We start from the raw sequence: 23,250 nt of genomic DNA on the forward strand, positions 1-23,250 counted from the left end.
TATGGGTCAGCAAGCCTACCTGGAAACCAAGCTGTCTCCTCCCGTTGCAGAGAAGCATCCTCACATCCTGAGCATCCACGAAGATGAGCGCGTTGATCCCTACTACTGGATGCGCGATCGCAACGATTCAAATGTCATCGCCTATTTAGAAGCCGAAAACGCTTACACTCAAGCCGTGATGCAGCACACAGAAGGGCTGCAAAAAGCTCTCTATGACGAGATGTTGGGGCGAATTAAGGAAACTGACCTCTCCGTCCCCTATCGCAAAGATAACTTTTATTACTACACCCGCACCGAAGAGGGCAAAGCCTACCCCATCTATTGCCGCAAAAAAGGCAGTTTAGAAGGCGAAGAAGAAGTCATTTTGGATCAAAACGTCTTAGCTGAAGGTCATGAATTCCTGACCTTGGGAGTCGTCCAGGTTAGCCCAGACCATCGCCTGTTGGCGTATTCGGTAGACACCGCAGGCAACGAGCTTTACACCTTATATTTCTTAGACCTGACCACACGAGAGCGATACCCAGAGGCGATCGCGGAGACGTACTATTCTCTGGAGTGGGCAAACGATAGCCGCACCGTGTTTTACACCCAGGTAGATAGCACCAATCGCCCCTACAAGCTGTTTCGTCATGTGGTCGGTACGCCTGCCAGTGAAGATGTACTGGTGTATCACGAGACAGATGAGTCTTATTTTCTGGGAGTTGAGAAAACCCGCAGCGAAGCATACCTGCTCATGAGCCTGGGGAGCAAGATCACCTCAGAGGTTCATTACCTCAAGGCAGACGATCCCTTGGGTGAGTTTCAGGTGATTCAGCCGCGATCGCACGGGATGGAATACAGCGTTGATCATCATGGCGACCACTTCTACATCGTCACCAATAACAATGCCATCAACTTCAAGCTAGTCAAAACCCCCGTAACTACGCCTGACCAACCTCATTGGGAAACCATCATTCCCCATCGCGAGGATGTGCTGCTGTCAGGCATCAGCGTCTTTACCGATCACCTGGTGATTTACGAGCGGCAGGGTGGGTTACCTACAGTGCGGGTGCAAAAGCTATCCACAGGTGAAGAACACAGCCTTTCTTTTCCAGAACCAACCTACTCGGTACGAGAGGGCAGTAACCCAGAATTTAACACCAATATTCTGCGGTTCAGCTATTCGTCGATGATCACCCCCTCCTCCGTATTCGACTACAACCTGGATACGCAGGAGCGGGAACTGAAGAAAGAAACGGAAGTCTTGGGCGGATACGATCGCACCCAATACGCCAGCGAGTGGATCAGTGCTACAGCACCCGATGGGGTACAGGTGCCCATCTCCATTGTTTACAAACGGGGCACGCTGAAAGATGGCAGCAATCCCCTGCTGCTTACGGGATACGGTTCCTATGGCGTGAGCTATCCTGTCACGTTCTCCTCCAATCGGTTATCTCTGCTCGATCGCGGAGTCGTGATTGCCCTTGCCCATATCCGGGGTGGCAGTGAGTTGGGGCGCAAGTGGTATGACAACGGCAAATTCCTCAACAAAAAGAACACATTCACTGATTTCATTGCCTGTGCTGAGCATCTGATTCAGGAAGGATGGACGAGCCGCGATCGCCTCGCGATTAACGGTGGCAGCGCAGGAGGATTGTTGATGGGAGCGGTGATCAACCTGCGTCCCGATCTGTTTAAGGCGGTAGTTGCCGATGTGCCCTTTGTCGATGTGGTGACAACGATTCTCGATCCCACATTGCCCCTGTCAGTGTTGGAGTGGGAGGAATGGGGCAATCCCAACGACAAGACCTACTACGACTACATGAAGTCCTATTCCCCTTACGACAACGTCACCGCTAAAGACTATCCCGCCCTGCTGATCACCGCTGGCTTAAATGACTCGCGTGTGTCGTACTGGGAACCTGCCAAGTGGACGGCTAAGCTGCGCGATCTCAAGACCGACAACAACGTTTTATTGCTCAAAACCAATATGGGTGCAGGGCATGGCGGTGCCTCTGGTCGCTATGAAAGCCTCAAAGAAATTGCCTTTGAATACGCTTTTCTATTAGACCAATGGGGGATAGCTAAACCTCAGTAAACAACGTTACAAGTAAAAGCGTTAGTAGGTGCGAAAGAGATTTCACCCGGATGTGTCCATCACCCAACTCAACAGTTTGGGATAGTTACCATGCAGCCATTTACGACTGAATTGCGAGTCCGCCATTACGAGATGGATGCGCTGGGGCACGTCAACAATGCTGTCTATCAGCACTATTTAGAACAGGCCGCGATCGAACACTCAGAACATCTCGGCTTTACGCCCGCTCGTTATCGAGAACTGGGTGGCTTGTTCGTGATGCGGCGAGTGGAGATTGAATACCTGCGTCCGGCGATCGCAGGCGATGTCCTCTCCATCCAGACCTGGGTTCAGGAAATGCGGGGTCCACGGGCCGTGCGGTCCTACGAGATTCGCAAAGGCAGTAATTCTGAGTCACTCGTCACTGCAACAGCATTATGGGTTTGGGTGGAAGTCGCCACCATGCGTCCGCGCCCGATTCCCAATGAGATTCTGGCGACGTTTGGACAACTAACCAGCAAGGGGAGGATATCACCATGACCGCGATCGCAGAAACCTGGCAACACGAATACCTCATAACAAATGGAGTACGCCTGCATTACGTGACTCAAGGGGAAGGACCGCTGATGCTGATGCTACACGGCTTCCCCGACTTCTGGTACTCCTGGCGACACCAGATTCCCGAATTTGCTCGCGATCATAAAGTCGTCGCAGTGGATCTCCGGGGCTACAACGACAGCGATAAACCTGCCGAAAAATCCGCTTACACAATTCCGATCCTGGTCGAAGATGTCGCCGGAATTGTTCGAGGCTTGGGGTATGACCGTTGCGTTTTAGTTGGTCACGACTGGGGAGGGGCGATCGCCTGGAACGTGGCTTACACCCATCCTGACCTCATCGATCGCCTGATTATCCTCAATCTGCCCCATCCTGCCAAGTTTCAACAGGGCTTGCTCACCCCCCAACAGTTGCTCCGCAGTTCCTACATTTTCTTCTTTCAACTGCCATGGCTCCCCGAAGCCGTCCTCCAGTGGGATAACTACCGGGCGATCGCCGCTGCCTATCAAGGTATGGCTGTCGATAAAACCGCCTTTACTAGCGAGGATCTCGAAGCCTACAAAACAGCCGCTGCCAAACCAGGAGCACTCACCAGTATGCTCAACTACTACCGCAATCTGTTTCAAAACGGAGTCAAAATGACGGGCAAGCAATGGAGCCTTCTTAAAGTTCCCACGCTGTTGATCTGGGGCGAGAAAGATATTGCCCTGGGCAAAGAGCTAACCTACGGCACTGAGAAATACGTTGAAAACTTACAAATCCGCTATTTCCCGAACTGTAGTCACTGGGTTCACCACGAACAACCCCATCAGGTCAATCAAGCCCTGCGTGAGTTTTTAGCAACCTGAAACCGAGGGAACAGGGAACAGAGAGGAATGAATAAAGTTTGATACGATACAATCAAAAACAATCGCAACTTATTCGCAACCTGTCATGCCCGAAAGCGGAGTCAATGTTTGCCCCATTTGTGGTGTCAAAATCATTGCAATGGTTGGAGGAGATCGAGTCCTGTTTTCAGTCGGTCCCCCCGGCACCAGAGCGACCCTGTGGGCAAGAGTCTGTCGCTATACTCAAAAACCGGGCTGCATTAATAGCAATCCGCAGGCGGGCAGTGGTGGTTCCTCAAATGACTCCTATCAATCTCCACGGTAGCGTGAGAAACCGCGATCGCATTTCAAATGGATAGTTGCATATGGGTAGTTGCCTGAACTGTTTTGTAATGATGGCAATACCATAATGGGATTATGCAAAAGTTACTTTTTACTGACCGAGAAACCGTTAAGGGGCGCGCTATTTTCCTAGGTGAGAGCCTCGACTTAAAGGCATTAGAGAGGGCAGACTGCCTGGCTAAAACCCCTCTCGTTGTTACGGCTGGAGAAAATGGTTGTGCAGTGCTGTTTCGCTACGGCGCGATCGTGCTCTTTGGTTTAGGACCTGTCGAGGAAGTTTCTTTTCTTTCCTATTTAAAGCCACTCGTTATTCAACCTTTCTCCTCCCCTGAGACGGAAGAAGCCTCACTCAACCTTGATCCTGCGGCGGCAGGTCGAGTCGAAAACGGCATTATCTGGATTCAAGAATTTAGTATTGCTTGTCTGCAAATCGTTGCTGATGTCTTAGCCAAGAGTGTTGTACTGGCTCATTATGAAGCGGGCACAGCAAATGTGTTTGACCAGATTGAACCCTTTGCCGACGAATTACAGCGGACAACTAAAAATGAACGGTGGGGCAAGGAACTGTTACGCCAGTTAGGCACGACCCTCTCCATTCAACACAAAATTGTGGGTCGGGTTGAAATTATCGATAAACCAGATCTGCTATGGGATATGCCCGATTTAGAACGGCTCTACGCCCGTTTGGAGAACGAATATGAAATCCGAGAACGGCACATGGCACTGGAGCGCAAGTTAGATCTCATCTCCCGTACAGCCGAAACTGTGCTTGATCTCTTACAGCACAACAGCGGCCTACGGGTAGAGTGGTATGTCGTAATCTTGATCGTGGTCGAGATTTTACTTTCGCTGTACGATCTCTTCTTCCAGGGATAAGGCTTTGGCTGCGATCAATTTTAGCTCTAGAACGACCCAGCCACCAATGCCAGAGAAATCAATTAGCTCGCTAGTTTCGCTAATGCTGGACGATATTCAGCAGGCTTGACTTGATTTTTAACCAGATTAGCAAGCTCCTGAAGCTGGCTGATCGCTTCAGCTCCTTCCAACTTCATCAATTCTCGGTCGTCCCGCATTTCAGTCCAGGTAATGCCGTAGTCAGACACGAGAAAACGGATCAGATGGTTGTCCCCAAGACTAACCATAAACGAGGCACTATTCATTTGACCGCCACAGGTGTAACAAGATGCGAGATAGCCCCTCCGCTCAAGCACGGTTGCCAGAGCCTGAAGATTCATGACTAAGTCTTGTACAAATTGACGATGTTGTTCTGCAAGTCTTACAAACACGCTTGACCTCCTATCACCACACTCAATTCTAGCCTTTTTAAGAATTTATTAAGGATCTCATTCAATTTAGTGGTGCAGTTTCCAGCTAAGATCTCCCAAGCGACGGATAAAACGAAAGAAATATTAAAATCAGACAAACTAAAATTCATCACGACCTGCATACGATAACTAAATCGTTATCATCGCAAAGTATCTAGGGCAACAAACAGCATTAAAATTCGGAATTTGGGCTATCTTGCTGGATATCCTTATCTCTACATTAGCCCTAATTTTAAGATTCCGCTTGTATCAAAGAATATTCTACTCACAGTCAACGAATACTCCTGTTTAACGCAGACGGATCGATCGCACCCAGATTAACGGCGCATCAACGTTTTCTCTATCTAGACGTGTATTCACCGTCTATTCGCTCAGTTCAGGATAACTGAAAAAGCTTTACAAAAATTTGATATTTAGCAGTCCATCGGTCTGAATTAGATGACTTAGGACTGCTGTCATGTAACTAATTTCAATCACTGAGATAAGCAATTTTAATTTGCTTTAATTGGCTTGCCACCAACCCAAACTCGGACCGAGCAACCGTACAACAACCCAGTAGGCAACTAATAAACCAATCCCAACCCAAGCTCCACGATTACTCAGCTTAACAAACTGTTGAGCCTGGCTCTTTTTAACTGGCAACCAGGGCAGAATGTTTTCTTCTTGACCGTATTTTTCACCTAAGATTTCTTTGCGTCGTTTTGCGTCGCCCATATTTGACTCCTAGAACGCACTAGCAACCTGATCATAGCGTTTATAGCGATCGCCTTTTGCACTTCAATTTGTCCAACAATGCAGAGGCGAGTGGATGAAATCCCTAATCAAGAATCGAGTAATCAAATTGATTAAACAGATCGGAGTCGATGTAATTGATGCGAGCTAACGGGCTGAGTGCCGATAAGACCTGTTGCCCATAGGAACGGTGATTGACCCGGTTATCCAGCAAAGCCACTATGCCCTGAGAGTCACGCACAGGTGCAACGGCTCGCTGCATCTCGCTCAATGCCTCTGGCAACAGATAGAGTCGGAACCAATCCTGGCGCGATCGCTTGTAATGGGCAACCCGTCCCGCTACTAATGGGTCTTCGAGCGAGGGGATCGGCAATGTCGCAATCACCAGCAGCGAGGGGGAGGGTAAAACAGTTTGATGGTTGCGCCAAAACTGCCATCCCGTCACCAGGATGCCCTGTTCATCCAGGCACGTCTTTTCGACTTGAACTCGTGACCCGTATTCTGCCGCCAGAACAGAGCCAACCTGTGCCTTGAGCGGCACATCTCCCACAATCACCACCGTTAGCCCCCGGTGATCGTAACTGGCGTTAATCAATAACCGCAGTTGCTCCATCAAGGCCGCCTGAAACTGAGGAGTATTCGGCAGGGGTAAGCGATCGGGCAGGTAGAGCTGAATCAGTTCATGTTGGCGATCGGGGGAGAATTTGAGGCAGGTCATATCACCCAGCCCTAACCGTTGCCGATAAATCGGAGCTTCTGCCTCTAGATCCAGAGCACCTCCAATCAACACAACGGGTTGTTGCTGCCACACCTGTTGCAAGACACCAGACACATCCGCAGGACCGCAGTGCAGCGAAAACTGCCCCTGGCGTCGGGTCACTTCTGTCCAGGTGAGTTGGGCGTCCTGTTGCAGATGGTGCCAAAATTTTCGCCAATTGTCGGGCAGCACGCTCTCCGCCTGTTCACCCGTCGTAAAGTGCAGAATTTGCCCCAAGTGCGTCAGAATGTCCTGCTCATCCGGTTGAATAAGATAGCAATCATAGGGATTGGCGGGATGCTGAAAGATGGAGCGAGTTAACTGCACCCGTGCATCTCGAATGGTGTCTGCCTGATGTGGACATGCCAGCATCAACTCTTCCCAATCGCGGGAGTTAATGTTGACCGTTAACTGGTCGCGCACCCACGTCTCTAAATCATCTACGCCATCGAGAATCGTGGGAATCTCTGCTGGAAATCTGCCCTGGTTGAACAGGCGATCGCTCAGCCACGCCTGCGGTGTCGTGAGCAGTAATCCTTGAAAATCGTCGTCAACCCAGCGATCGCCCGTCCGAATAGCTTTGTGCGTCGAGATCCATTGGCGTAGACGGGGAATCTCGACCATCAGCAATCGCTGTTGCACAGCCTCAGGAACAACTAAAACAGCCGATCCCTGCCAGATCAGCAGAGGCATCAAATAGCTGAGGCGGTAGTGTCCGTGATAACCCGATGGTGCTCCTGCTTGAATCAGAGCACTGCGCCCCAACCGTAGAGCACGCGCAACCAGTCGCGCCATTGTCAAATGGTGTGACCAGTAGGGTTCGCCCTGCTCTCGTAGAAAGGCGCGGAGTTGTTGATGGACTTCTACCTCAATCACGATCTGAAAGCGTTGGTGTAACGAATGAACTTCATTGTGACACAAACCTGAATAGACCTCTGTGACGATTGTCAGAATAGACGAGGCTACAAATCTTGCTGTATCGTTGATAGCACTTAAAATCTCCCAGATGAAATGAAGATCGGCATTGTTGGACTAGGACTGATTGGCGGTTCGATCGCCCTTGATTTGAGGCAGTTACCGGGTTACACCCTGTTGGGCGTGAGCCGACGACCTGAAACTTGCCAGCAGGCAGTTGCCCGTGGAGTTGTAGACGATGCCAGCACCGAGTTCGCCCTTTTATCAGCCGCAGATGTGGTGTTTCTCTGCCCCCCGTTAGGCGCGATCGCCCAAACTGTAGAAGCCTTACTACCCCACCTGACTCCCAAAACGGTGCTAACCGATGTTGGCTCAGTAAAACAGCCAATTGTCGAGGCGATCGCTCCCCTCTGGAAAAACTTTGTTGGCGGTCATCCCATGGCAGGCACAGCGGATAGTGGCTTAGACGCTGCCCAAAAAGATTTGTTTGTCAACCGGGCTTACGTCCTCACCCCCATCGACACAACTCCTCCAGAGGCGGTGGAGACAGTGGCAGGAATTGCGCGATCGCTACGGGCACATGTCTACCAATGCGACCCCTCAGCCCACGATCAGGCTGTTGCCTGGATTTCTCATCTGCCTGTGATGGTCAGTTCCAGTCTGATCGCGGCTTGCCTCCAGGAATCGGATGCCACTATTTTAGAGTTAGCCAAAACCTTTGCAAGCTCTGGCTTTCGGGATACCAGTCGAGTGGGAGGCGGCAACCCTGAACTGGGGCTAATGATGGCGAAATATAATCAGCAAGCCCTACTGCGATCGCTGCAAACCTATCGTAACCAGCTTGATCACACCATTGCGCTCATTGAGCAAGCCGACTGGAACGCTCTGGAAACCCGATTACAGCAAACCCAACAGACCCGTCCTTCTTTTGTCGATTAAAAAGTTCCGATTATTGGTCGATTAAAAGTTAAGTTCCCCGGTTTCTTGCCTACTGTGTACACAGATCTCTGTTTCCTTCCAAGGAAACCTGAGTTCGGGATCAGGATCTTGGCGGTTAAAACCGCTGCTACAAGCGCAAAACCGACCTGCGTCGGTTCGGCAAACCTTGATTTTCTGTAGTCCGCGCAGGCGGGACTTTGCTCCCATAGCCGCGAATTGATTCGCCAGGTGTTTAACCGGAATTGACGTTAAGTTAGGTGCAGGGTTGTTTCAAGCGTGTGAGAACCAGGCATTGGGAGAGATTCCCCCAGACCTCCATTGGGCGACGCCACTGCCTCCCCCAAACCCCTAGCAGAAGGTGTTTCGGTTTATCCAAAGGCGCGCTTTACATTGGTTCCAAGTACGGGTGTTTCTGGTGGGGCAAGACCTCTGACAAAGGCTCAAATTCCCCCAGAGTTAGGGGATTTAGGGGTCTGAGAGGACATGTGTGTATACCGTAGGATTTCTTGCTGGGACAGACTTCAAGTGGAGGCTGTGCCCCCAGCCAGGGGTTCCACTCCTGCACCCCATTCTGAGCAACCCCTCGGTTGCTATAGCTGCGGTTTCAACCGCCCAGATCCTGAATCCTGAACTCAGGTTACCTTCCAAAACCAGGGATCTCGGAAATCACAGTTGTTGTCTCGATTTATTCCTCTGGCAAAATCCACTGGGGTGGTGCCATCATCTTTTTACGAACCGCTTCATCTGCAATCGCCAACATCTCATCCAGCGATTTTTCTTTGATAAATTGTGAGGCTTGCTCACGATATTGCAAATTAGGGCAGCGATCGCCTAAAACGCAACCATTGACACACGCCTCAGCACAATTAATATTTGCTTCGGGATTCATAGCGGCTCTCCCTGGATCTCTTTCTCTGAAAATAAGTCAGCTACAACTCCACTTAATCTATCCGTGGAAAGTATTCAACTTTACAAATCATAACACTAGAGAATATCAGGTTTGATTCTGATAGATGTCCCACATTTGGATATAAGCTCTTTCTAGCTCACACGTAAATTTTTGCCCATTCCAGAGGGGTGCTGTCTGGCGCGATCGCCACAGTTGCCAGGAGATTTGCTCCCGCAGAGCCGCATCTTTCCCCAGGCGAATGCCCCAGTCTACGTATTCCTCATCCGTCCAGGCAATCCCCGCTTCAATCCCTGCGTTTACGAGCATCGTGTAGCTGTTGCGGGCAGCAAACTGATCCCCTACCCGTGTGACCAGGGGAATCCCCATCCACAGCGTTTCCAAGGTGGTCGTCGCACCGTTATAGGGAAAGGTATCCAGCACCACATCCGCTATTTTCAGATTGGCGCGATGGTTTTCCTCATAAGCCTCATGGGGTAAAAACTTCAGGCGATCGCTCTCCACACCTTCCTCAGCCGCAATCTGTCGGAAAAAGGCTTGCAATCCTTGCTGATCCCCCGATCCCTTCACCAGAAAATAGGCATTGGGAACAGCTTTGATAATCTGCATCTGTAGCCGAATGGTCGCCGGGTGACGCTTATAGGCAGATTGAGCACTGAGATACACGATCGCCTCTTCTGGAATGCCCAGATCACCCCGACGCAGGCTGGGAACCCCTACCTCAAACCCATCCACCGCAATATAAGTCTCTGGCAATCGCCAGATCCGCTCGGCATAGTATTCCTGAGCCGAGTCAGGCAATACATAAGGATCTGCCAGAAAATAATCGATCGCAGGTAATCCAGAGGCATCTAGCCCCAACCAGGTCACTTGAATGGGAGCCGGTTTGAGTGCCATCACTCCGCAGGTGTAGTCGGCAGTGATGCTGTCTAAATCTACTAAAATGTCGATTTCATCGTCTTGAATAGCTTTAGCAATCCCCAAAGGGTCGCCATCAAAACAACAGGCATGGGTCGCCTGACTGGCAAACCATTGCCGAGAAAAATCATCAATGCGGCTTTGATGGTTGAAGTAGGCATACACCTCAAAGCGATCGCGGTCATAGTGTTGAAACACCCAACGGCTCAACCAGCCCACGGAATGTCGCCAGAGACAGCGTGACAGGTAGCCAATTCGCAATTTGTCGTGGGCAGGACGACGAGGCGTTGTTGCAGAAAAGGGCTGATAGTCCTTGACGTGTTTCTGGACATAAGCTGTGACGCTGTCTTGATAGAGCCGAGAGAGCTGATTTTGCAGGGGACGGTTTAATGCGGGGCGATCGCCAAAATAGGGGTAAAAGAACACTGGAGTACACATGATGGAGGCATCCAGGAACTGATCCGGCTCAATTTTGTATTCCGCCAAAAAAGAACGTAATAAAGCCGTACCCCGATCCTGTGCCATTTCTGCTTCTTGCCACTGTGCCCCAGCCGTCATCAACCCCCGTAACACTACTGCATTGCCCATGACTTTTTGGATGGCAGTTTGACAACCCGCAAAGTATCGCTTTGCCAGCTCAATTCCCTCGCCATATCGACCTGCATCCTGATAGAACGAGGCGAGCCGTAGCAGCACTTCTGCGTGGTGAGGATCAAGCGTCAGACATAGCTCACCATAGCGACAGGCTAATGCCGTTTGCCGTAACAGCTTGGCAAGAATAACGGCTTTAGACAACAACAACTCAATCCAACTGGAGCGATTACCCATATAGGGCACACTTGCCTGCACGAGATCAAACACCCGTGGATGCTCTAACGCCTGATTTAAGACTTGCTCGACGACTGATTGCAGGAACGTGGGATCAAGATCCACAGGTTCAGCCTGTAGGTGCTCAACCAGACCCAGATCATCAATCACCGACGGGGTAAATTGCTCTAACTGAAGCGTTAGCTGCAATAGGTGCAACAGATTATGGCTATCCGTGGGATCAAGCTCACGGCAATATTGTCGAATCCCCCACGCTAGCTGCCATTCCTGCCGAGAGGCTCGTTGTTCTGCCTCTGTTTTCAGAATGGTGAGTAATTCTTGAGTCCATTGCTCAACGTGATCGGCGTCTCCCTCTGCCATTGTGGTGAGCCAGATCACCTGTGCCTCGGCTTCTTGTTCTTGCAACAGGTGAGTCAGTCCTAAATACCAATAGGCCAACTTAAAATTTGGGGAAATTTCGAGTGCCTGTTCACACAGAACTGTAGCAGAGGCATAGTCATTTGCAGCGATATGACTGATGGCTTGCTGCACGAGTTGTTCAGAAGATGGCGCACTAGATGGCGGAAATGAAGCCTGAAAATTCACAGTTCATTAAAATTGAAGCTACACTGGAATTATCTAAAACTTGAGTGCGGGGACAGGGGCTAAATACCAGCTCTTAAGCTCCCTTACTATAAACAGGGTGAAAGCTACCAGGAGACTTTAATGCGCCTGGTAGCTTTTTATTTGGCTTAAATTTGCTAGAAAAGCTGCGAATTGGTGAGGCGGGGCGATTACCCAATCGGGAAAAGGCTTTGCGTCGCGTTTGCCTGGCAGATGCAACGTCGTCCCACCAATTAACAGTTTCAGAAACTATGGGCAAGCAGTCTTACCAGATACGGTAGGAGTCAAGGAAGGAGAAGTACCTTCACAGAGGATTGCCAGTGTAGTAGCCGTGTTGTCGCTACCAACGCCAACCCATACACGACCTGCATAGCCCTTCAGAGTTGCGATGGGGCTAGCTGTGGTAACTGCTTCAGAAGTTGTACCAGATCCACCGGGCTTAGAAGCATAGGTGTAGTTCTTGGTATCGCTGATACCCAGTTCCAGGTTAGACAGGTTACCAAATTGGTTCTTTTCAAGGAAGTAAGCTTGCTGACCCCGGTTGATGGAACCAACATAGGTGGAAGCTTCAGATTGACGAGCTTTGTTTGCCTGGTTCAAGAAGGAAGGCAGAGCGATCGCTGAGAGAATACCGATGATGATGATAACAACGAGCAGTTCAATCAGAGTGAAACCTTTGTCACCTTCTTTACGCTCAATCAAGTGCTGAAGGAACTTCGCTTTCAATTCGGTTTTCATGGAACGTTTCTCCTTGAGTTGCGGGAATGTTTGGATTGCTAAATCCTGGATATAACTTGCCCAGCTTTTATGGAATTCATATCACCTGCGGCAAAAAATCTATCTCTTTTTTTCCTAAAACGAACGTCATTTGGGCTCTAGCAGGACATAGCAAAACGCCTCCAGTTGTTCTAGCAGTTGCTTCACCTCCTGGAAGGCTGTTTGTTCGGCTACAGGCTCCAACGTAGCTGGATGCAGCGGGCGGATCTGAAGATAGCGGTGAACAAGAGCCTGTATGGGTTGGGGTTGCTCCCAGAGGGGTAACAGCGTGGCAGCCAAAGGACTATCCAGCATGACTGCACCCGGAGCCGAGAGTTTGATATATCGACTGATTTCAAACGCTGTTGAAGCGTCGATACAAGCCTTCAAGTGCTCTCTCACAGGGTCAATGCGTAAAAGAGGATGGAGGTGAACCGTGCAGCGTTGCCAGGTTGCCTCATCCCATTGAGCGACTGGAGTTGGAGGATTACTTTGCCGGGGATGGCCACACCAAAAATCAAACAGTCGATTGACCGGATGTAACAATTCAAACAGGTGTAACTGTTCGGCGACGGATGTTTTGTCGAGCAGAGCTTGCCAGCGGGGAGGCAACTGAGTGGGATCTTTAAACAGACTTGGCAGTTGCCATTGCAGCCAATTCACCATGCTGATGAACTCCAAGCCTGCCTCCGCAAACATGGCAAATAATTGAGGAATCGTGAAGCCTTTGTCTTCCAGGAGCAGATGGTTTGCCAGAATTTCTGCCATGACCTGATCGGGATGGTCGCCTGCCTCGTAGCGCGGTCCCCATGCCTGAACTTTGAGCCGAATGTCATTTTTGAGAGTTTTCATGGTTTCAGTGACAATCCCAATTTCAAACTCTTCGGGGTTACCGTCCATTAACCCCATCATTCTGAACAGGTCTTGAGCCTGGTAAAAGTTTTCTCGTTGAAAGTAACTATGCAGGTTACCCCGAATGATGCCATCAGGTTTGAGCACCGATCGCAGAGCGGTCAACCCTAATGTGGGATTGGGTAATAGATACAGCGTTTCGTCACAGTTAATGAAATCAAACTTTAGCCCCAACTCCGGTAGATCTTCGAGGGCGATCGCGTGAAATTCGGCATTGGTGATACCGTGGTGTTTCAAGCGCAGATCTGCCAGTTCAACCGATGCGGGGGATAGATCCACCCCGACCACACGCGCCCCAGGGTTGGACAACGCCAACGTCAATGCTTTGTAACCACTGCCACATCCCGCATCCATAATTAATGCGCCATTCGTATCAACCACCCGTTGGTGCCGCAGATAGTAGGGCGTCACCATGTTGTGTAGAAACAGCGAGTGATAGTCCTCTCGGGGTGATTTATCCAGGGGCACCCTAGGATAGGGGGCAAAGTCAAACTGCTGCCGAATCCTTTCCAGCTTTTCGGGGGTTAGGTTATCCATGGTGGGGTTGTTCTAACAAGACGTAGAGAAATGGGTGTAATTGATTGAGGAGACGCTTGACTTCGGCGATCGCCACTTCGGTGCTTGTCGGGTCTAAGGTAATGGGATCACGGGTCTGCACCTGTAAAAAGCGATCGACCAGCGTCATCAAAGATTGGGGTGACTCCCAAAGCGGCAACAGACAGGCAGCCTGGTGACTCTGCAACAACACAGGTGCCAGGGTCGGCAGATCGACAAATTTGCTAATTTCAAAAGGTTTGGTGTTGACGATACTCGTGATTAACTCGGTTTTGGCGTGATCGTGTCGGAGTTGAGGATGGAGATGAATCACTGCCGCTTGCCAATCGGCATCTGTCCACTCGTCAACGGGTCGCTGATCGCCATCCGCATCGGGCAGTGTACACCAACAATCTAACAAGCGACTGACCGGATGGAGCAACTCATAGAGGCGTAACCGTTCGGCGATCGACGCTCCCTCCAGACTCATTGCCCAAATCGCAGGTAAATTGTCGGGGTCTTGAAACAGATCGGTCACATCCCAGTGTCGCCAGTTCACCATGCTGAGGAACTCCAGATCGGCTGCCTCCAGCAGAGCAAACAAATCAGGAATGGTGAACCCTTTATCCCCTACCAGGAGATGATTTGCCAGGATCTGCCCATGGTTGTCTGGTTTTGCCCATTCCCCTTTCCAGGTTGTGGTTTTGAGTCTGACATCATCCTTCAAGGCACTCATGGTTTCGATCACACCCTCAATGGCGTCATCCGTCGAATCCTCCATCAACCCCATCAGTTTAAATAGAGCTTGCCCCCGATAAAAGTTGCGGCGTTGCAGAGCACTGTGCAGGTTTAGCCGCAAGATCCCCTGGGGTTTCAGGAGCGATCGCATCACATTTAATGCGCCGAGAGGATCGGGAACTAAGTAGAGCGTCTCATCGCAATTAATATAGTCAAACTCAAGTCCCAATGTGGGTAGGTCTTCGATCGCCAGGACATGAAACTCAGCGGAATCAAATCCGTGATACTTTAGCCGCTCTCTTGCTAACTGAATCGAGGCATCTGAAATATCAATCCCAATAATGGTGGCACCAGGGTTCGCTTCTGCCAGGGTGAGTGCATTAAAACCACTGCCACAGCCTGCATCCAGAATCACTGTGTTTGTAGTATCAATTACCCTCTGGTATTTCAGATAGTAGGGTGTGATTAGATTGTGCTTGTAGAGCAGATTATCGTTTGTTTTGGGGGATTCTTCGAGGGGGATTCGAGGGAAGGGGGCGTGATCAAACAGGCGGCGAAGTTTCTCTAGGGATTCGGAGACTTGACTGTCCATAGGTTGGTACTAATGCGAGTGTCCTGGTGCGGTGTCCCAAAAAAGGCAGGGGCAGAGGCGCGTTACTTACGTGTTCTGGGTTCAGTATTCCCACTTGCCTATTCTTTGTTACTTCATGAAGGAACTGTCATCAGGGAATGATTTTCAGCAACAATCCCCAAATGCTTGAAGGACGAGACGCAGAAACCCGGTTTCTCTAAGAAAAACCGAAGATTCAGTCAGTATTTTCTTCACCTGAATCCTGTCCCTAACTCGGTGGTATCCCCAACGTGAACTAATTGACGTTAGGATATTTGAATACCTAATTTGATAAAGGCTTGAAGTAGAAGGTTGACTGCACTTCTAACAACGTCAGAATTTCCGGCTCGTCTCCATAAATTGGATAATGGGCTGACGGTTCTTCACCAATATATTTCTGCCACGCCTGTGGTAGCCGTGGATGTGTGGGTCAGGGCTGGGGCGATCGCTGAGCCAGAGCAGTGGGTCGGCATGGCTCACTTTTTAGAGCACATGATCTTTAAGGGCACGGATGACCTGCCTCCAGGCTACTTTGATCAGGTGATTGAAAATCGGGGTGGCATCACCAATGCAGCAACCAGCCACGATTATGCTCACTATTTCATCAACACCACCGCTGCTCATTTGCCTGACACGTTGCCCTGTTTAGCAGAGCTATTGATTAATGCCGCTATCCCAGAAGATGAGTTTTGGCGCGAGCGAGATGTGGTTTTAGAGGAGATTCGTCAGGCGGAAGATGACCCGGACTGGTTAGGATTTCAGGCATTGATGGAGAGCGTTTATCAGTGCCATCCATACGGACGATCGGTGTTGGGCAGTGCGGAGCAACTGCTGGCGCGATCGCCCGAAGAGATGCGCTGCTTTCACCGGGCACACTATCAACCCGAAAACATGACGGTAGTGGTGGTCGGCGATGTGGATGAAGACACCACCCTGAGATTAGTGGAACAAGCATTTCACCGCTTTCCGACTCGTCCCCATTTGCCTTCTCTCTCCATTGAAGCAGAGCCTCCGATTACCGAAATTCGTCGCCAGGAATTACACTTGCCCCGGTTAGAACAGGCACGTTTATTAATGGGTTGGGTGGGTCCAGGGGTCGATCAGTTACGGAGTGCCTATGGACTCGATCTGTTGTCGGTGGTGCTGGCTGGTGGGCGATCGTCGCGTCTGGTGCGCGAATTGCGGGAAGAGCGGCAGTTGGTGCAAGGGGTCAGCAGTGGCTTTTCGTTGCAGCGCGATTCTAGCTTGTTCACGATTCACGCCTGGTTAGAGCCGGAATATGTGGATGTGGTCGAAGGCATCATTGGCGATCGCCTCTCTGAGTTGATGACCCAACCCATCAGCGATGCCGAATTAGCTCGCCACAAACGCTTGCTCTGCAATGACTACGCCTTCTCAACGGAAACATCAAGCCAACTGGCGGGTCTGTATGGGTATTACAACACCATTGCTCAAGCAGACATAGCCGTTCAGTATCCCAAGCAAATTCGCAGTTTTGAGGCACAGGAACTACAACAACTGGCAAGTCAATATCTGTCGCCCTACCACTACGCGGCTGTCGTGCTCAAGCCACTTCCAATGTAGACCACTCATCTCAATTCATCTGCTGCTTGCTGTTCGATTCCGTGTGTTCTTCACTTTTAAATTCCCTTCGTTATGCCCGTAAATCTATATGTGGCGCAGACGCTACAGAACCGTAATGTGCATCGTGCCGTTTTAGAAAATGGTATGACGGTTTTAACCGTTGAAAATCCTGCCGCTGATATCATTGCCGCCCGTATCTTTATTCGAGCTGGCAGTCGCTATGAAGTCGCTGCACAGACAGGCATCTCTCATCTTTTGTCGGCCGTCATCACTAAAGGAACGGCTAACTTCTCCTCACAACAAATTGCCGAACAGGTCGAGTCGGTGGGAGCCAGTCTGGGCACAGATGCTGCCTCAGACTACTGTTTACTGAGCCTCAAAACTGTCTCGGCTGACTTTGTCGAAATGTTGAAACTGGCTGCTGAGATTTTGCGATCGCCCATCTTTCCGGCTCCTGAGGTTGAACTTGAGCGACGGCTAACGCTTCAGGGCATTCGCTCTATGCAAGAACAGCCCTTTGCCATTGGTCAAAATCAGTTGCGACAAGCCATGTATCAGCAACATCCCTATGCCTTTTCAGGGTTAGGGACAGAGGCGACCGTGTCTCAACTGACACAAGCCGACCTGCAAACCTATCATCAAACCTACTTTCGTCCCGACAATTTAGTGATCAGTATTGCCGGACGAATCTTGCCAGAAGAGGCGATCGCCCTGGTGGATCAGGTATTTGGTGATTGGCACCCGCCTCAACAGGATGGGCAAATTTTGCCACTCCCCTCCCCGGAGTTACCGCCTGTCACCTCTGATCCCCGACCTGTCATCACAGTGCAGGAGACTCAACAGGCAATTCTCATGCTGGGATACTTGGCTCCAGCAGTCAAAAATGCAGACTATGCTGCCCTGAAATTGTTGAGCACCTACCTGAGCAACGGGCTATCTAGCCGTTTGTTTGTCGAGTTGCGGGAGAAACAAGGACTGGCGTACGAGGTGTCTGGGTTTTACCCGACCCGGCTCGATACTTCACACTTTGTGGTTTACATGGGCACTGCTCCCATCAACACCGCCGTGGCGATCGAGGGATTGAGACGCGAGGTTGACCGCCTCAGTCAAACTTTGCTCAGTGCCGATGAGCTGCAAGCCTCTAAAAACAAGCTATTGGGGCAATATGCCCTGGGCAAACAGACCAATGCTCAAATTGCTCAAACCTTTGGCTGGTATGAGACATTGGGCTTGGGTATTGAGTTTGATCAGACGTTCCAACAGGCGATCGCCAATGTCACGGCTGAAGCGGCTCAAGACGCTGCCTGCCGCTACCTGGGAGAACCCTACCTGTCTTTTGTTGGTCCAGCGATCGCCGTAGATGCCCTGTCCGTGATTACTTCCCCACAATAGGCTGAACCGCCTACAGATCGTCCCTCCAAACTTAGGAGTCCAGGAGACAAAATATAGCCCTAGTCACCTCAGTTAAAACAAGGCACTCAACAGGACAGACGCGATTAATCGCGTCTCTCAGCAGAACTCAAATTCAATGTCCTAATGGTTGTGGCGATCGCTACACCTGTAAGGACGTTTGCAAAACACCCCTACCAAAAACCAATTGGTAGATTCTTGCTCAGAAATCTCCTTAAGCTTGCTACACTCGCCCATTCAATAGAGGCTTTGGATTCTCTCAACGCTTTGGGTAATCTCAAGGATATCTTGTCAATTTTGGATGAAGATATAGCCCTACGCATATGCATTAGGACATAGGGGGGTGTGGGGGCTGCGCCCCAAGCCAGGGGTTCCACCCCTGCACCCCGTTCTAACCTTAGTGAGTACTGCTATACATCCCTCCTATCCACAATCGCCAATTCAAAATCCAGATTTGTATGGGCACAAGCTTAGAACAACAAGCTGCCGTCTGCCTGGCTCAAGCTGATTACGCAGGGGCGATCGCGCTCTATAGTCAGGCGATCGAGGCGAATTCAACTCTCAGAAGCAACTACTGGTATTTAGGCTTAGCTCATGTGCTGGATGGAGATAGCTGGGAGGCACAGGCAGTATGGCTGTCAGTCTTGACCAACGCCACCCCAGAAGAAGTCGATGGCTGGACGGCAGAACTGCGAGACATTTTGATAGAAGCGGCGCAGACATCTACAGATGCCGCCCGATTGCAACAAGCCACCCAGATTTATGAGCAAATTTTGGAACTGGATGAAGAACAGGCACCTGTTCACGACCAACTGGGTCAGGTGTTGGCATTACAAGGCAGATTAGAAGAAGCGATCGCCTGTTGGCGGCGGGCAATTGAGTTAGCTCCTGATTGCGTGAACACATATCTACAACTGGCAGACGTTCTACAAAAGATAGAGCTGTTTGAGGAAGCCGCTTCTTACTATTTCAACTTCCTGAACCGAGTCTCTAATGATTGGTATGCTACTTACAATTTAGGGCTTTGTTTGTTGCATCTAAATCGCTCAGACGATGCTATTTTCTATCTCAATCAGAGCATTCAGTTAAACCCTAATTTTGTCCCTCAATACGGGGATTTAGGCATCGCCTGGTTAAAGAAAACTGATCTCAAAAAAGCAATTTCGTGTTGGCATCAAGCGATCGCCATAAACCCTGATTTCGCGCAGTACTACATTGCCTGGGCAGACTCATTAAATCAGGAATCTCGGCTCGATCAAGCTACTGCAATGAATGCCGATCTTCTACGGGGATTGCTCCATCAACCAGAGTCCCTTGAAACCTACCTTGCCCTGGGCAAACTGCTAGCAAATCACACCGCTCTAGAGAAGATGGGGATTTCGGATCAGGTTGCAATCGCGGCGTTTGAGACGGCTTTAGAGTATGATCCCAATTCTGCTGAGGCATATTTAGAGTTGGGAAAACAACGATTGAAACTGGGTCAAGTCGATCAGGCGATCGCTGCATTTAAACAAGCCCTAAGCCTTGAATCTGGCAGTTCAGAAATTCTCTTAGAGATGGGTAAAGCCTTGGTACAAAACTATCAATTGGAGGAGGCGATCACTTGTTATGAGAGAGTCATTGAGAGCAATGCAAACTTGACAGAGGTCTATTTTCACCTGGGGGATGCGTTGTCCTTAAAGGGAGATAAACAAGCCGCCATCAGAGCTTATCAACAGAAAATACAACACCAACCAGAAGCATATGATACCTATGATGCTTACTTTCGGTTAGGCGTTTTGTTTGCAGAGCAGGGACAGCTTTCAGAGGCGATCGCCCATTTCAATCAGGCAATCAAATTAGCCCCTCGATTAGCACACGCTGTTCATACCATTTGGGAAAAACTTCAGCACAAACAGCCCAGTTTGGACTTGCGATCGCTGCCTTTGCCAGTTGATCCGCCCGATGGTTTCTATGAATCAACAGAGGAATGGGCGATCGCTCATCAATTAGAGAAAAGCCATTACTTCCCAGTTCATTTCAATCATCCCATCCAACTCAAACCACCCCAAACATTGGAACCCAGTATTGATTTGCGTTTTCGCTTTGGGGAGGTTTTAGAATTACCAAATTCCTTTGTGGCGATCGTTCCACAAGGACGTTATTGGATCGATGAGTGGAACCGTACGGCAGTCATAACATCGGATAATAAACTATTAGGAGATGTGTCACCTGACTTTCCTATTTTGAGTCCAAATCATCCTGACAAACATCCCAGCAAGCACTCTGCCTTGACCGTTCAAAAATTACCTTTTATACAACCTATTGCAGGAACGGTTGCTGTATTATCAGCCCTCTTTAATGATGCCTATTTTCACTGGATGTTTGATGTTCTTCCTCGGCTAGAACTCATCCGTTCTAGTGGAATAGATCTTGCAAAAATTGATTATTTTCTAGTTAATCAAAGCCTTACCTTTCAGCAGGAAAGCTTAGCCCAACTGGGTATTTTATCAAGTCAAATTTTAGAACCGAAAGATTATCCTCACATTAGAGCTGATCAACTAATCGTTCCCTCGTTTCCAGGAACAATTTCCTGGATGCCTGAATGGACGTGCCATTTTCTCCAACATCTCTTCTTAGATAACACTCTAATAGCTCAAACTAAACCCATTGAACGGCTTTATATCACCCGTCATCAAACGAGTAATCGTCGTGTGATTAATGAGGCTGAAGTCATCGAGGTATTGGAGCAGTTTGGGTTTCAAAGTGTGGCTTTAGAATCGATGACCATTGCTGAACAGGCTGCCCTAATTCACCATGCCAAAGTAATTGTTGCTCCCCACGGTGGAGGCTTGACCAACATTGTGTTCTGCCAACCGGGAACAAAGATTATTGAATTGTTCTCCCCCAACTATGTCTATTCGTGTTACTGGTTTATTAGTAATTTGCTCCAATTTGAGCACTATTACTTGTTGGGCGAAGTTCCTTTAGGGTTTCAATTCAATCATCTCCTGCATCCAAATGCTCGGACAGAGGATATATTAATCAACATTACTCGATTGACCGATACATTGAGGTTGGCAAATGTTATCTAGTTCACAATTTGTCGGTTAATTGATGACATGGATTTAGTGAACTTACACCAACAGGCAGCGCAGCATTTCGTGCAAAACCAGTATGCGGAGGCGATCGCTCTCTATGAGCAGGGCATTGAAAGTTCCCCACAGGAAACCTCGCTCTATTGGCATTTGGGTTTAGCTATCCTGCTGCAAGGCGATGAATTTGCGGCACAATCTACTTGGTTGTCCATCTTGAGCCAGGATGATCCGGAGCAAAGCCAAAGCTTAGCGTATGAATTAATTGCAGTCCTGGAAAACGCTGCTCAACAACGGTTACAATACGCTGACTTTGTTGCTGCCGAAAAGATTTGTCGGCAGATTTTAGAGTTGGATACAACCCATGAGCAAGCTGCTCTCAATTTAGGGGATGTGTTGTTTAAACAGGGCAAGTTGGATGAGGCGATCGCTTGCTATCAACACCTACTTCAACTGAAGCCAAACGACACCCATCTCTATAACAACCTGGGAGTTTTGTTTGACTTACAAGGACAATTTCAAGAGGCAATGGAGTGCTATCGAGCCATCATTGCTATCGACCCCAATAACGCCACCGCTTATTACAACTTGGGGCAATTGTTAGAGCAACAGGGTCAGTCTGATGAAGCGATCGCTCACTATCAAACGGTGATTCAATTGCAACCTGATAATGTAGCTTCCTACTACAATCTGGGGCACCTACTCGATCGGCATGGACGATTAGAAGAGGCGATCGCGTATTATCGAGTCTTGATTACGATTGACCCCGATTCGCCCAAAGCGTATAGCTATCTAGGCTTTGCCTTGAGCCAACAAGGAAAGTTTGATGCAGCGATGGCTGCCTATCAACAGGCGTTAGACCTTAACCCTGATGACCCCGAAACACACTGGTACAAAGCCTTCTTGCTGTTGCAGTTGGGCAACTTGACACAGGGATTTGCTGAGTTTGAATGGCGTTGGCAATTGCCGGGGGCAACCAAACCTCACTTCAGCGTTCCCCAGTGGGATGGCTCACCCTTGCAGGGACGCACCATTCTGCTACACACCGAGTATGGGTTTGGCGATACGATTCAATTCATTCGCTACGTTGATTGGGTTGCAGAGAGGGGAGGAAGCGTGATTGTTCAGTGTCCTCCGTCCCTGGTTCGCCTCCTATCCTCCATGCCCTCGATTCAACACGTGATCCCCATGGGAATGGAGTTACCTGCCTTCGACGTTTACGCTCCCTTGCTCAGCCTGCCACACCTTTTCAAGACAACGCTGGATACTATTCCCCAACAGATCCCCTATCTGGCACCTCCTACCCAGGGCACGTTTACCCTCGAAGCCCCCCAAAACACACACCTTAAGGTGGGGATCGCCTGGGCAGGCAACCCCGATTACCCCAGAGATCACAGTCGCTCCTGTTCACTCCAAGAGTTTGCCAATTTACTAACAACCCCAAAAGTCGCCTTTTACAGTCTGCAAAAGGGAGAGCGGGTCGCAGAATTAGTTGATTTGCCCGATGCGATCGCCATTCAGGACTTGAGCGGATTATTGAATGACTTTGCCAATACAGCAGGGGCGATCGCCCAACTCGATCTGGTGATTACCACCGACACAGCAGTGGCTCATCTCGCAGGCGCATTAGGTAAACCCGTGTGGGTGCTGCTTTCGTTTGTTCCCGATTGGCGGTGGTTGCTCGATCGCGAGGATAGCCCCTGGTATCCCACCATGCGCCTGTTTCGCCAGTCACAACTGGGAGACTGGGCAGGGGTGTTTGACCGAGTAACGCAGGCATTACAACAGCGGTTGATCGAGTCAGGGCTTTAACCACAGGAGTTGCAGCCCGTTATCGTGATGAACGATTATGCCTAATCTAATGTCAATTCGGGTTAAGCACCTGGCGAAGCAATTCACAGAGTACGAAAATCAAGGGTTTGCCG

18 protein-coding genes are annotated in these 23,250 nt (G+C 49.7%); 10 read left to right on the forward strand and 8 right to left on the reverse strand.

Annotated elements, in window-relative coordinates:
- Position 1: 1 nt before the first annotated feature.
- The 5 genes from H6G89_RS28470 to H6G89_RS28490 all read left to right on the forward strand — a co-directional run bounded on the left by H6G89_RS28470 (position 2) and on the right by H6G89_RS28490 (position 4,659).
- Positions 2-2,077, forward strand: coding sequence for a S9 family peptidase (locus H6G89_RS28470; RefSeq protein ID WP_190513046.1), 2,076 nt, complete (start codon positions 2-4; stop codon positions 2,075-2,077).
- A 90-nt stretch (positions 2,078-2,167) separates the two neighbouring features.
- Positions 2,168-2,596, forward strand: coding sequence for an acyl-CoA thioesterase (locus H6G89_RS28475; RefSeq protein WP_190513048.1), 429 nt, complete (start codon positions 2,168-2,170; stop codon positions 2,594-2,596).
- Entirely contained in the window at positions 2,593-3,462 is an 870-nt protein-coding gene (locus H6G89_RS28480) for an alpha/beta fold hydrolase (protein WP_190513050.1), read from the forward strand. The genes H6G89_RS28475 and H6G89_RS28480 overlap by 4 nt, the downstream gene beginning before the upstream one ends.
- An 85-nt stretch (positions 3,463-3,547) precedes the next feature.
- Positions 3,548-3,766 carry a hypothetical protein gene (locus H6G89_RS28485; RefSeq protein WP_190513052.1) on the forward strand — a complete coding sequence of 73 codons (219 nt, stop codon included), beginning with the start codon at positions 3,548-3,550 and terminating at the stop codon, positions 3,764-3,766.
- Between the two features lie 92 nt (positions 3,767-3,858).
- Positions 3,859-4,659, forward strand: a complete 801-nt coding sequence (locus tag H6G89_RS28490) for an RMD1 family protein (RefSeq protein WP_190513054.1) — start codon at positions 3,859-3,861, stop codon at positions 4,657-4,659.
- Between the two features lie 62 nt (positions 4,660-4,721).
- Here H6G89_RS28490 and H6G89_RS28495 read toward each other — a convergent pair whose 3' ends face one another.
- The 3 genes from H6G89_RS28495 to H6G89_RS28505 form a co-directional block, all read right to left on the reverse strand.
- Entirely contained in the window at positions 4,722-5,069 is a 348-nt protein-coding gene (locus tag H6G89_RS28495) for a DUF1815 family protein (protein ID WP_190513056.1), read from the reverse strand.
- A gap of 540 nt (positions 5,070-5,609) precedes the next feature.
- Complete coding sequence (locus tag H6G89_RS28500) at positions 5,610-5,822, reverse strand: DUF2839 domain-containing protein (RefSeq protein ID WP_190513058.1); 213 nt, start codon at positions 5,820-5,822, stop codon at positions 5,610-5,612.
- Between the two features lie 103 nt (positions 5,823-5,925).
- Complete coding sequence (locus tag H6G89_RS28505) at positions 5,926-7,473, reverse strand: helicase C-terminal domain-containing protein (protein ID WP_190513060.1); 1,548 nt, start codon at positions 7,471-7,473, stop codon at positions 5,926-5,928.
- 135 nt (positions 7,474-7,608) lie between these two features.
- Here H6G89_RS28505 and H6G89_RS28510 point away from each other — a divergent pair, with 135 nt between their 5' ends.
- The gene (locus H6G89_RS28510) at positions 7,609-8,451 is read left to right on the forward strand and encodes a prephenate/arogenate dehydrogenase (protein WP_190513062.1); all 843 of its coding nucleotides are present in this window, start codon (positions 7,609-7,611) and stop codon (positions 8,449-8,451) included.
- Between the two features lie 685 nt (positions 8,452-9,136).
- Here H6G89_RS28510 and H6G89_RS28515 read toward each other — a convergent pair.
- The 5 genes from H6G89_RS28515 to H6G89_RS28535 all read right to left on the reverse strand — a co-directional run bounded on the left by H6G89_RS28515 (position 9,137) and on the right by H6G89_RS28535 (position 15,239).
- Positions 9,137-9,340 (reverse strand): hypothetical protein, encoded by a 204-nt coding sequence (locus H6G89_RS28515; RefSeq protein ID WP_190513064.1) that lies wholly within the window; start codon positions 9,338-9,340, stop codon positions 9,137-9,139.
- 105 nt (positions 9,341-9,445) lie between these two features.
- Positions 9,446-11,689: an O-linked N-acetylglucosamine transferase, SPINDLY family protein gene (locus H6G89_RS36285; protein ID WP_190513066.1), complete on the reverse strand. Its 2,244-nt coding sequence runs from the start codon at positions 11,687-11,689 to the stop codon at positions 9,446-9,448.
- Positions 11,690-11,956: 267 nt separating this feature from the next.
- Positions 11,957-12,445 carry a type IV pilin-like G/H family protein gene (locus H6G89_RS35940; RefSeq protein ID WP_190513067.1) on the reverse strand — a complete coding sequence of 163 codons (489 nt, stop codon included), beginning with the start codon at positions 12,443-12,445 and terminating at the stop codon, positions 11,957-11,959.
- A 126-nt stretch (positions 12,446-12,571) separates the two neighbouring features.
- Positions 12,572-13,912 (reverse strand): class I SAM-dependent methyltransferase, encoded by a 1,341-nt coding sequence (locus H6G89_RS28530; RefSeq protein ID WP_190513069.1) that lies wholly within the window; start codon positions 13,910-13,912, stop codon positions 12,572-12,574.
- Positions 13,905-15,239 carry a class I SAM-dependent methyltransferase gene (locus H6G89_RS28535; protein WP_190513071.1) on the reverse strand — a complete coding sequence of 445 codons (1,335 nt, stop codon included), beginning with the start codon at positions 15,237-15,239 and terminating at the stop codon, positions 13,905-13,907. The genes H6G89_RS28530 and H6G89_RS28535 overlap by 8 nt, the downstream gene beginning before the upstream one ends.
- A gap of 330 nt (positions 15,240-15,569) precedes the next feature.
- On the opposite strand from H6G89_RS28535, the gene H6G89_RS28540 reads away from it, so the two are divergent.
- The 4 genes from H6G89_RS28540 (at position 15,570) to H6G89_RS28555 (ending at position 23,137) form a co-directional block, all read left to right on the forward strand.
- Positions 15,570-16,841 (forward strand): M16 family metallopeptidase, encoded by a 1,272-nt coding sequence (locus tag H6G89_RS28540; protein ID WP_190513073.1) that lies wholly within the window; start codon positions 15,570-15,572, stop codon positions 16,839-16,841.
- Positions 16,842-16,913: 72 nt separating this feature from the next.
- The gene (locus tag H6G89_RS28545; protein ID WP_190513075.1) at positions 16,914-18,233 is read left to right on the forward strand and encodes a M16 family metallopeptidase; all 1,320 of its coding nucleotides are present in this window, start codon (positions 16,914-16,916) and stop codon (positions 18,231-18,233) included.
- A 476-nt stretch (positions 18,234-18,709) separates the two neighbouring features.
- The gene (locus tag H6G89_RS28550; RefSeq protein WP_190513077.1) at positions 18,710-21,325 is read left to right on the forward strand and encodes a tetratricopeptide repeat protein; all 2,616 of its coding nucleotides are present in this window, start codon (positions 18,710-18,712) and stop codon (positions 21,323-21,325) included.
- A gap of 27 nt (positions 21,326-21,352) precedes the next feature.
- Positions 21,353-23,137 carry a tetratricopeptide repeat protein gene (locus H6G89_RS28555; protein ID WP_190513079.1) on the forward strand — a complete coding sequence of 595 codons (1,785 nt, stop codon included), beginning with the start codon at positions 21,353-21,355 and terminating at the stop codon, positions 23,135-23,137.
- Positions 23,138-23,250 lie beyond the last annotated feature (113 nt).

The organism is Oscillatoria sp. FACHB-1407 (assembly GCF_014697545.1).
Classification (GTDB): domain Bacteria; phylum Cyanobacteriota; class Cyanobacteriia; order Elainellales; family Elainellaceae; genus FACHB-1407.

Excerpts from the sequence above, each read along its gene's own strand:
- H6G89_RS28555 (WP_190513079.1), top strand. The coding sequence starts at position 21,353 with ATGGATTTAGTGAACTTACACCAACAGGCAGCGCAGCATTTCGTGCAA.
- H6G89_RS28485 (WP_190513052.1), top strand. The coding sequence starts at position 3,548 with ATGCCCGAAAGCGGAGTCAATGTTTGCCCCATTTGTGGTGTCAAAATC.
- H6G89_RS28550 (WP_190513077.1), top strand. The coding sequence starts at position 18,710 with ATGGGCACAAGCTTAGAACAACAAGCTGCCGTCTGCCTGGCTCAAGCT.
- H6G89_RS28545 (WP_190513075.1), top strand. The coding sequence starts at position 16,914 with ATGCCCGTAAATCTATATGTGGCGCAGACGCTACAGAACCGTAATGTG.
- H6G89_RS28500 (WP_190513058.1), bottom strand. The coding sequence starts at position 5,822 with ATGGGCGACGCAAAACGACGCAAAGAAATCTTAGGTGAAAAATACGGT.
- H6G89_RS28475 (WP_190513048.1), top strand. The coding sequence starts at position 2,168 with ATGCAGCCATTTACGACTGAATTGCGAGTCCGCCATTACGAGATGGAT.
- H6G89_RS28515 (WP_190513064.1), bottom strand. The coding sequence starts at position 9,340 with ATGAATCCCGAAGCAAATATTAATTGTGCTGAGGCGTGTGTCAATGGT.
- H6G89_RS28470 (WP_190513046.1), top strand. The coding sequence starts at position 2 with ATGGGTCAGCAAGCCTACCTGGAAACCAAGCTGTCTCCTCCCGTTGCA.
- H6G89_RS28490 (WP_190513054.1), top strand. The coding sequence starts at position 3,859 with ATGCAAAAGTTACTTTTTACTGACCGAGAAACCGTTAAGGGGCGCGCT.
- H6G89_RS28530 (WP_190513069.1), bottom strand. The coding sequence starts at position 13,912 with ATGGATAACCTAACCCCCGAAAAGCTGGAAAGGATTCGGCAGCAGTTT.
- H6G89_RS35940 (WP_190513067.1), bottom strand. The coding sequence starts at position 12,445 with ATGAAAACCGAATTGAAAGCGAAGTTCCTTCAGCACTTGATTGAGCGT.
- H6G89_RS28510 (WP_190513062.1), top strand. The coding sequence starts at position 7,609 with ATGAAGATCGGCATTGTTGGACTAGGACTGATTGGCGGTTCGATCGCC.
- H6G89_RS28535 (WP_190513071.1), bottom strand. The coding sequence starts at position 15,239 with ATGGACAGTCAAGTCTCCGAATCCCTAGAGAAACTTCGCCGCCTGTTT.
- H6G89_RS28480 (WP_190513050.1), top strand. The coding sequence starts at position 2,593 with ATGACCGCGATCGCAGAAACCTGGCAACACGAATACCTCATAACAAAT.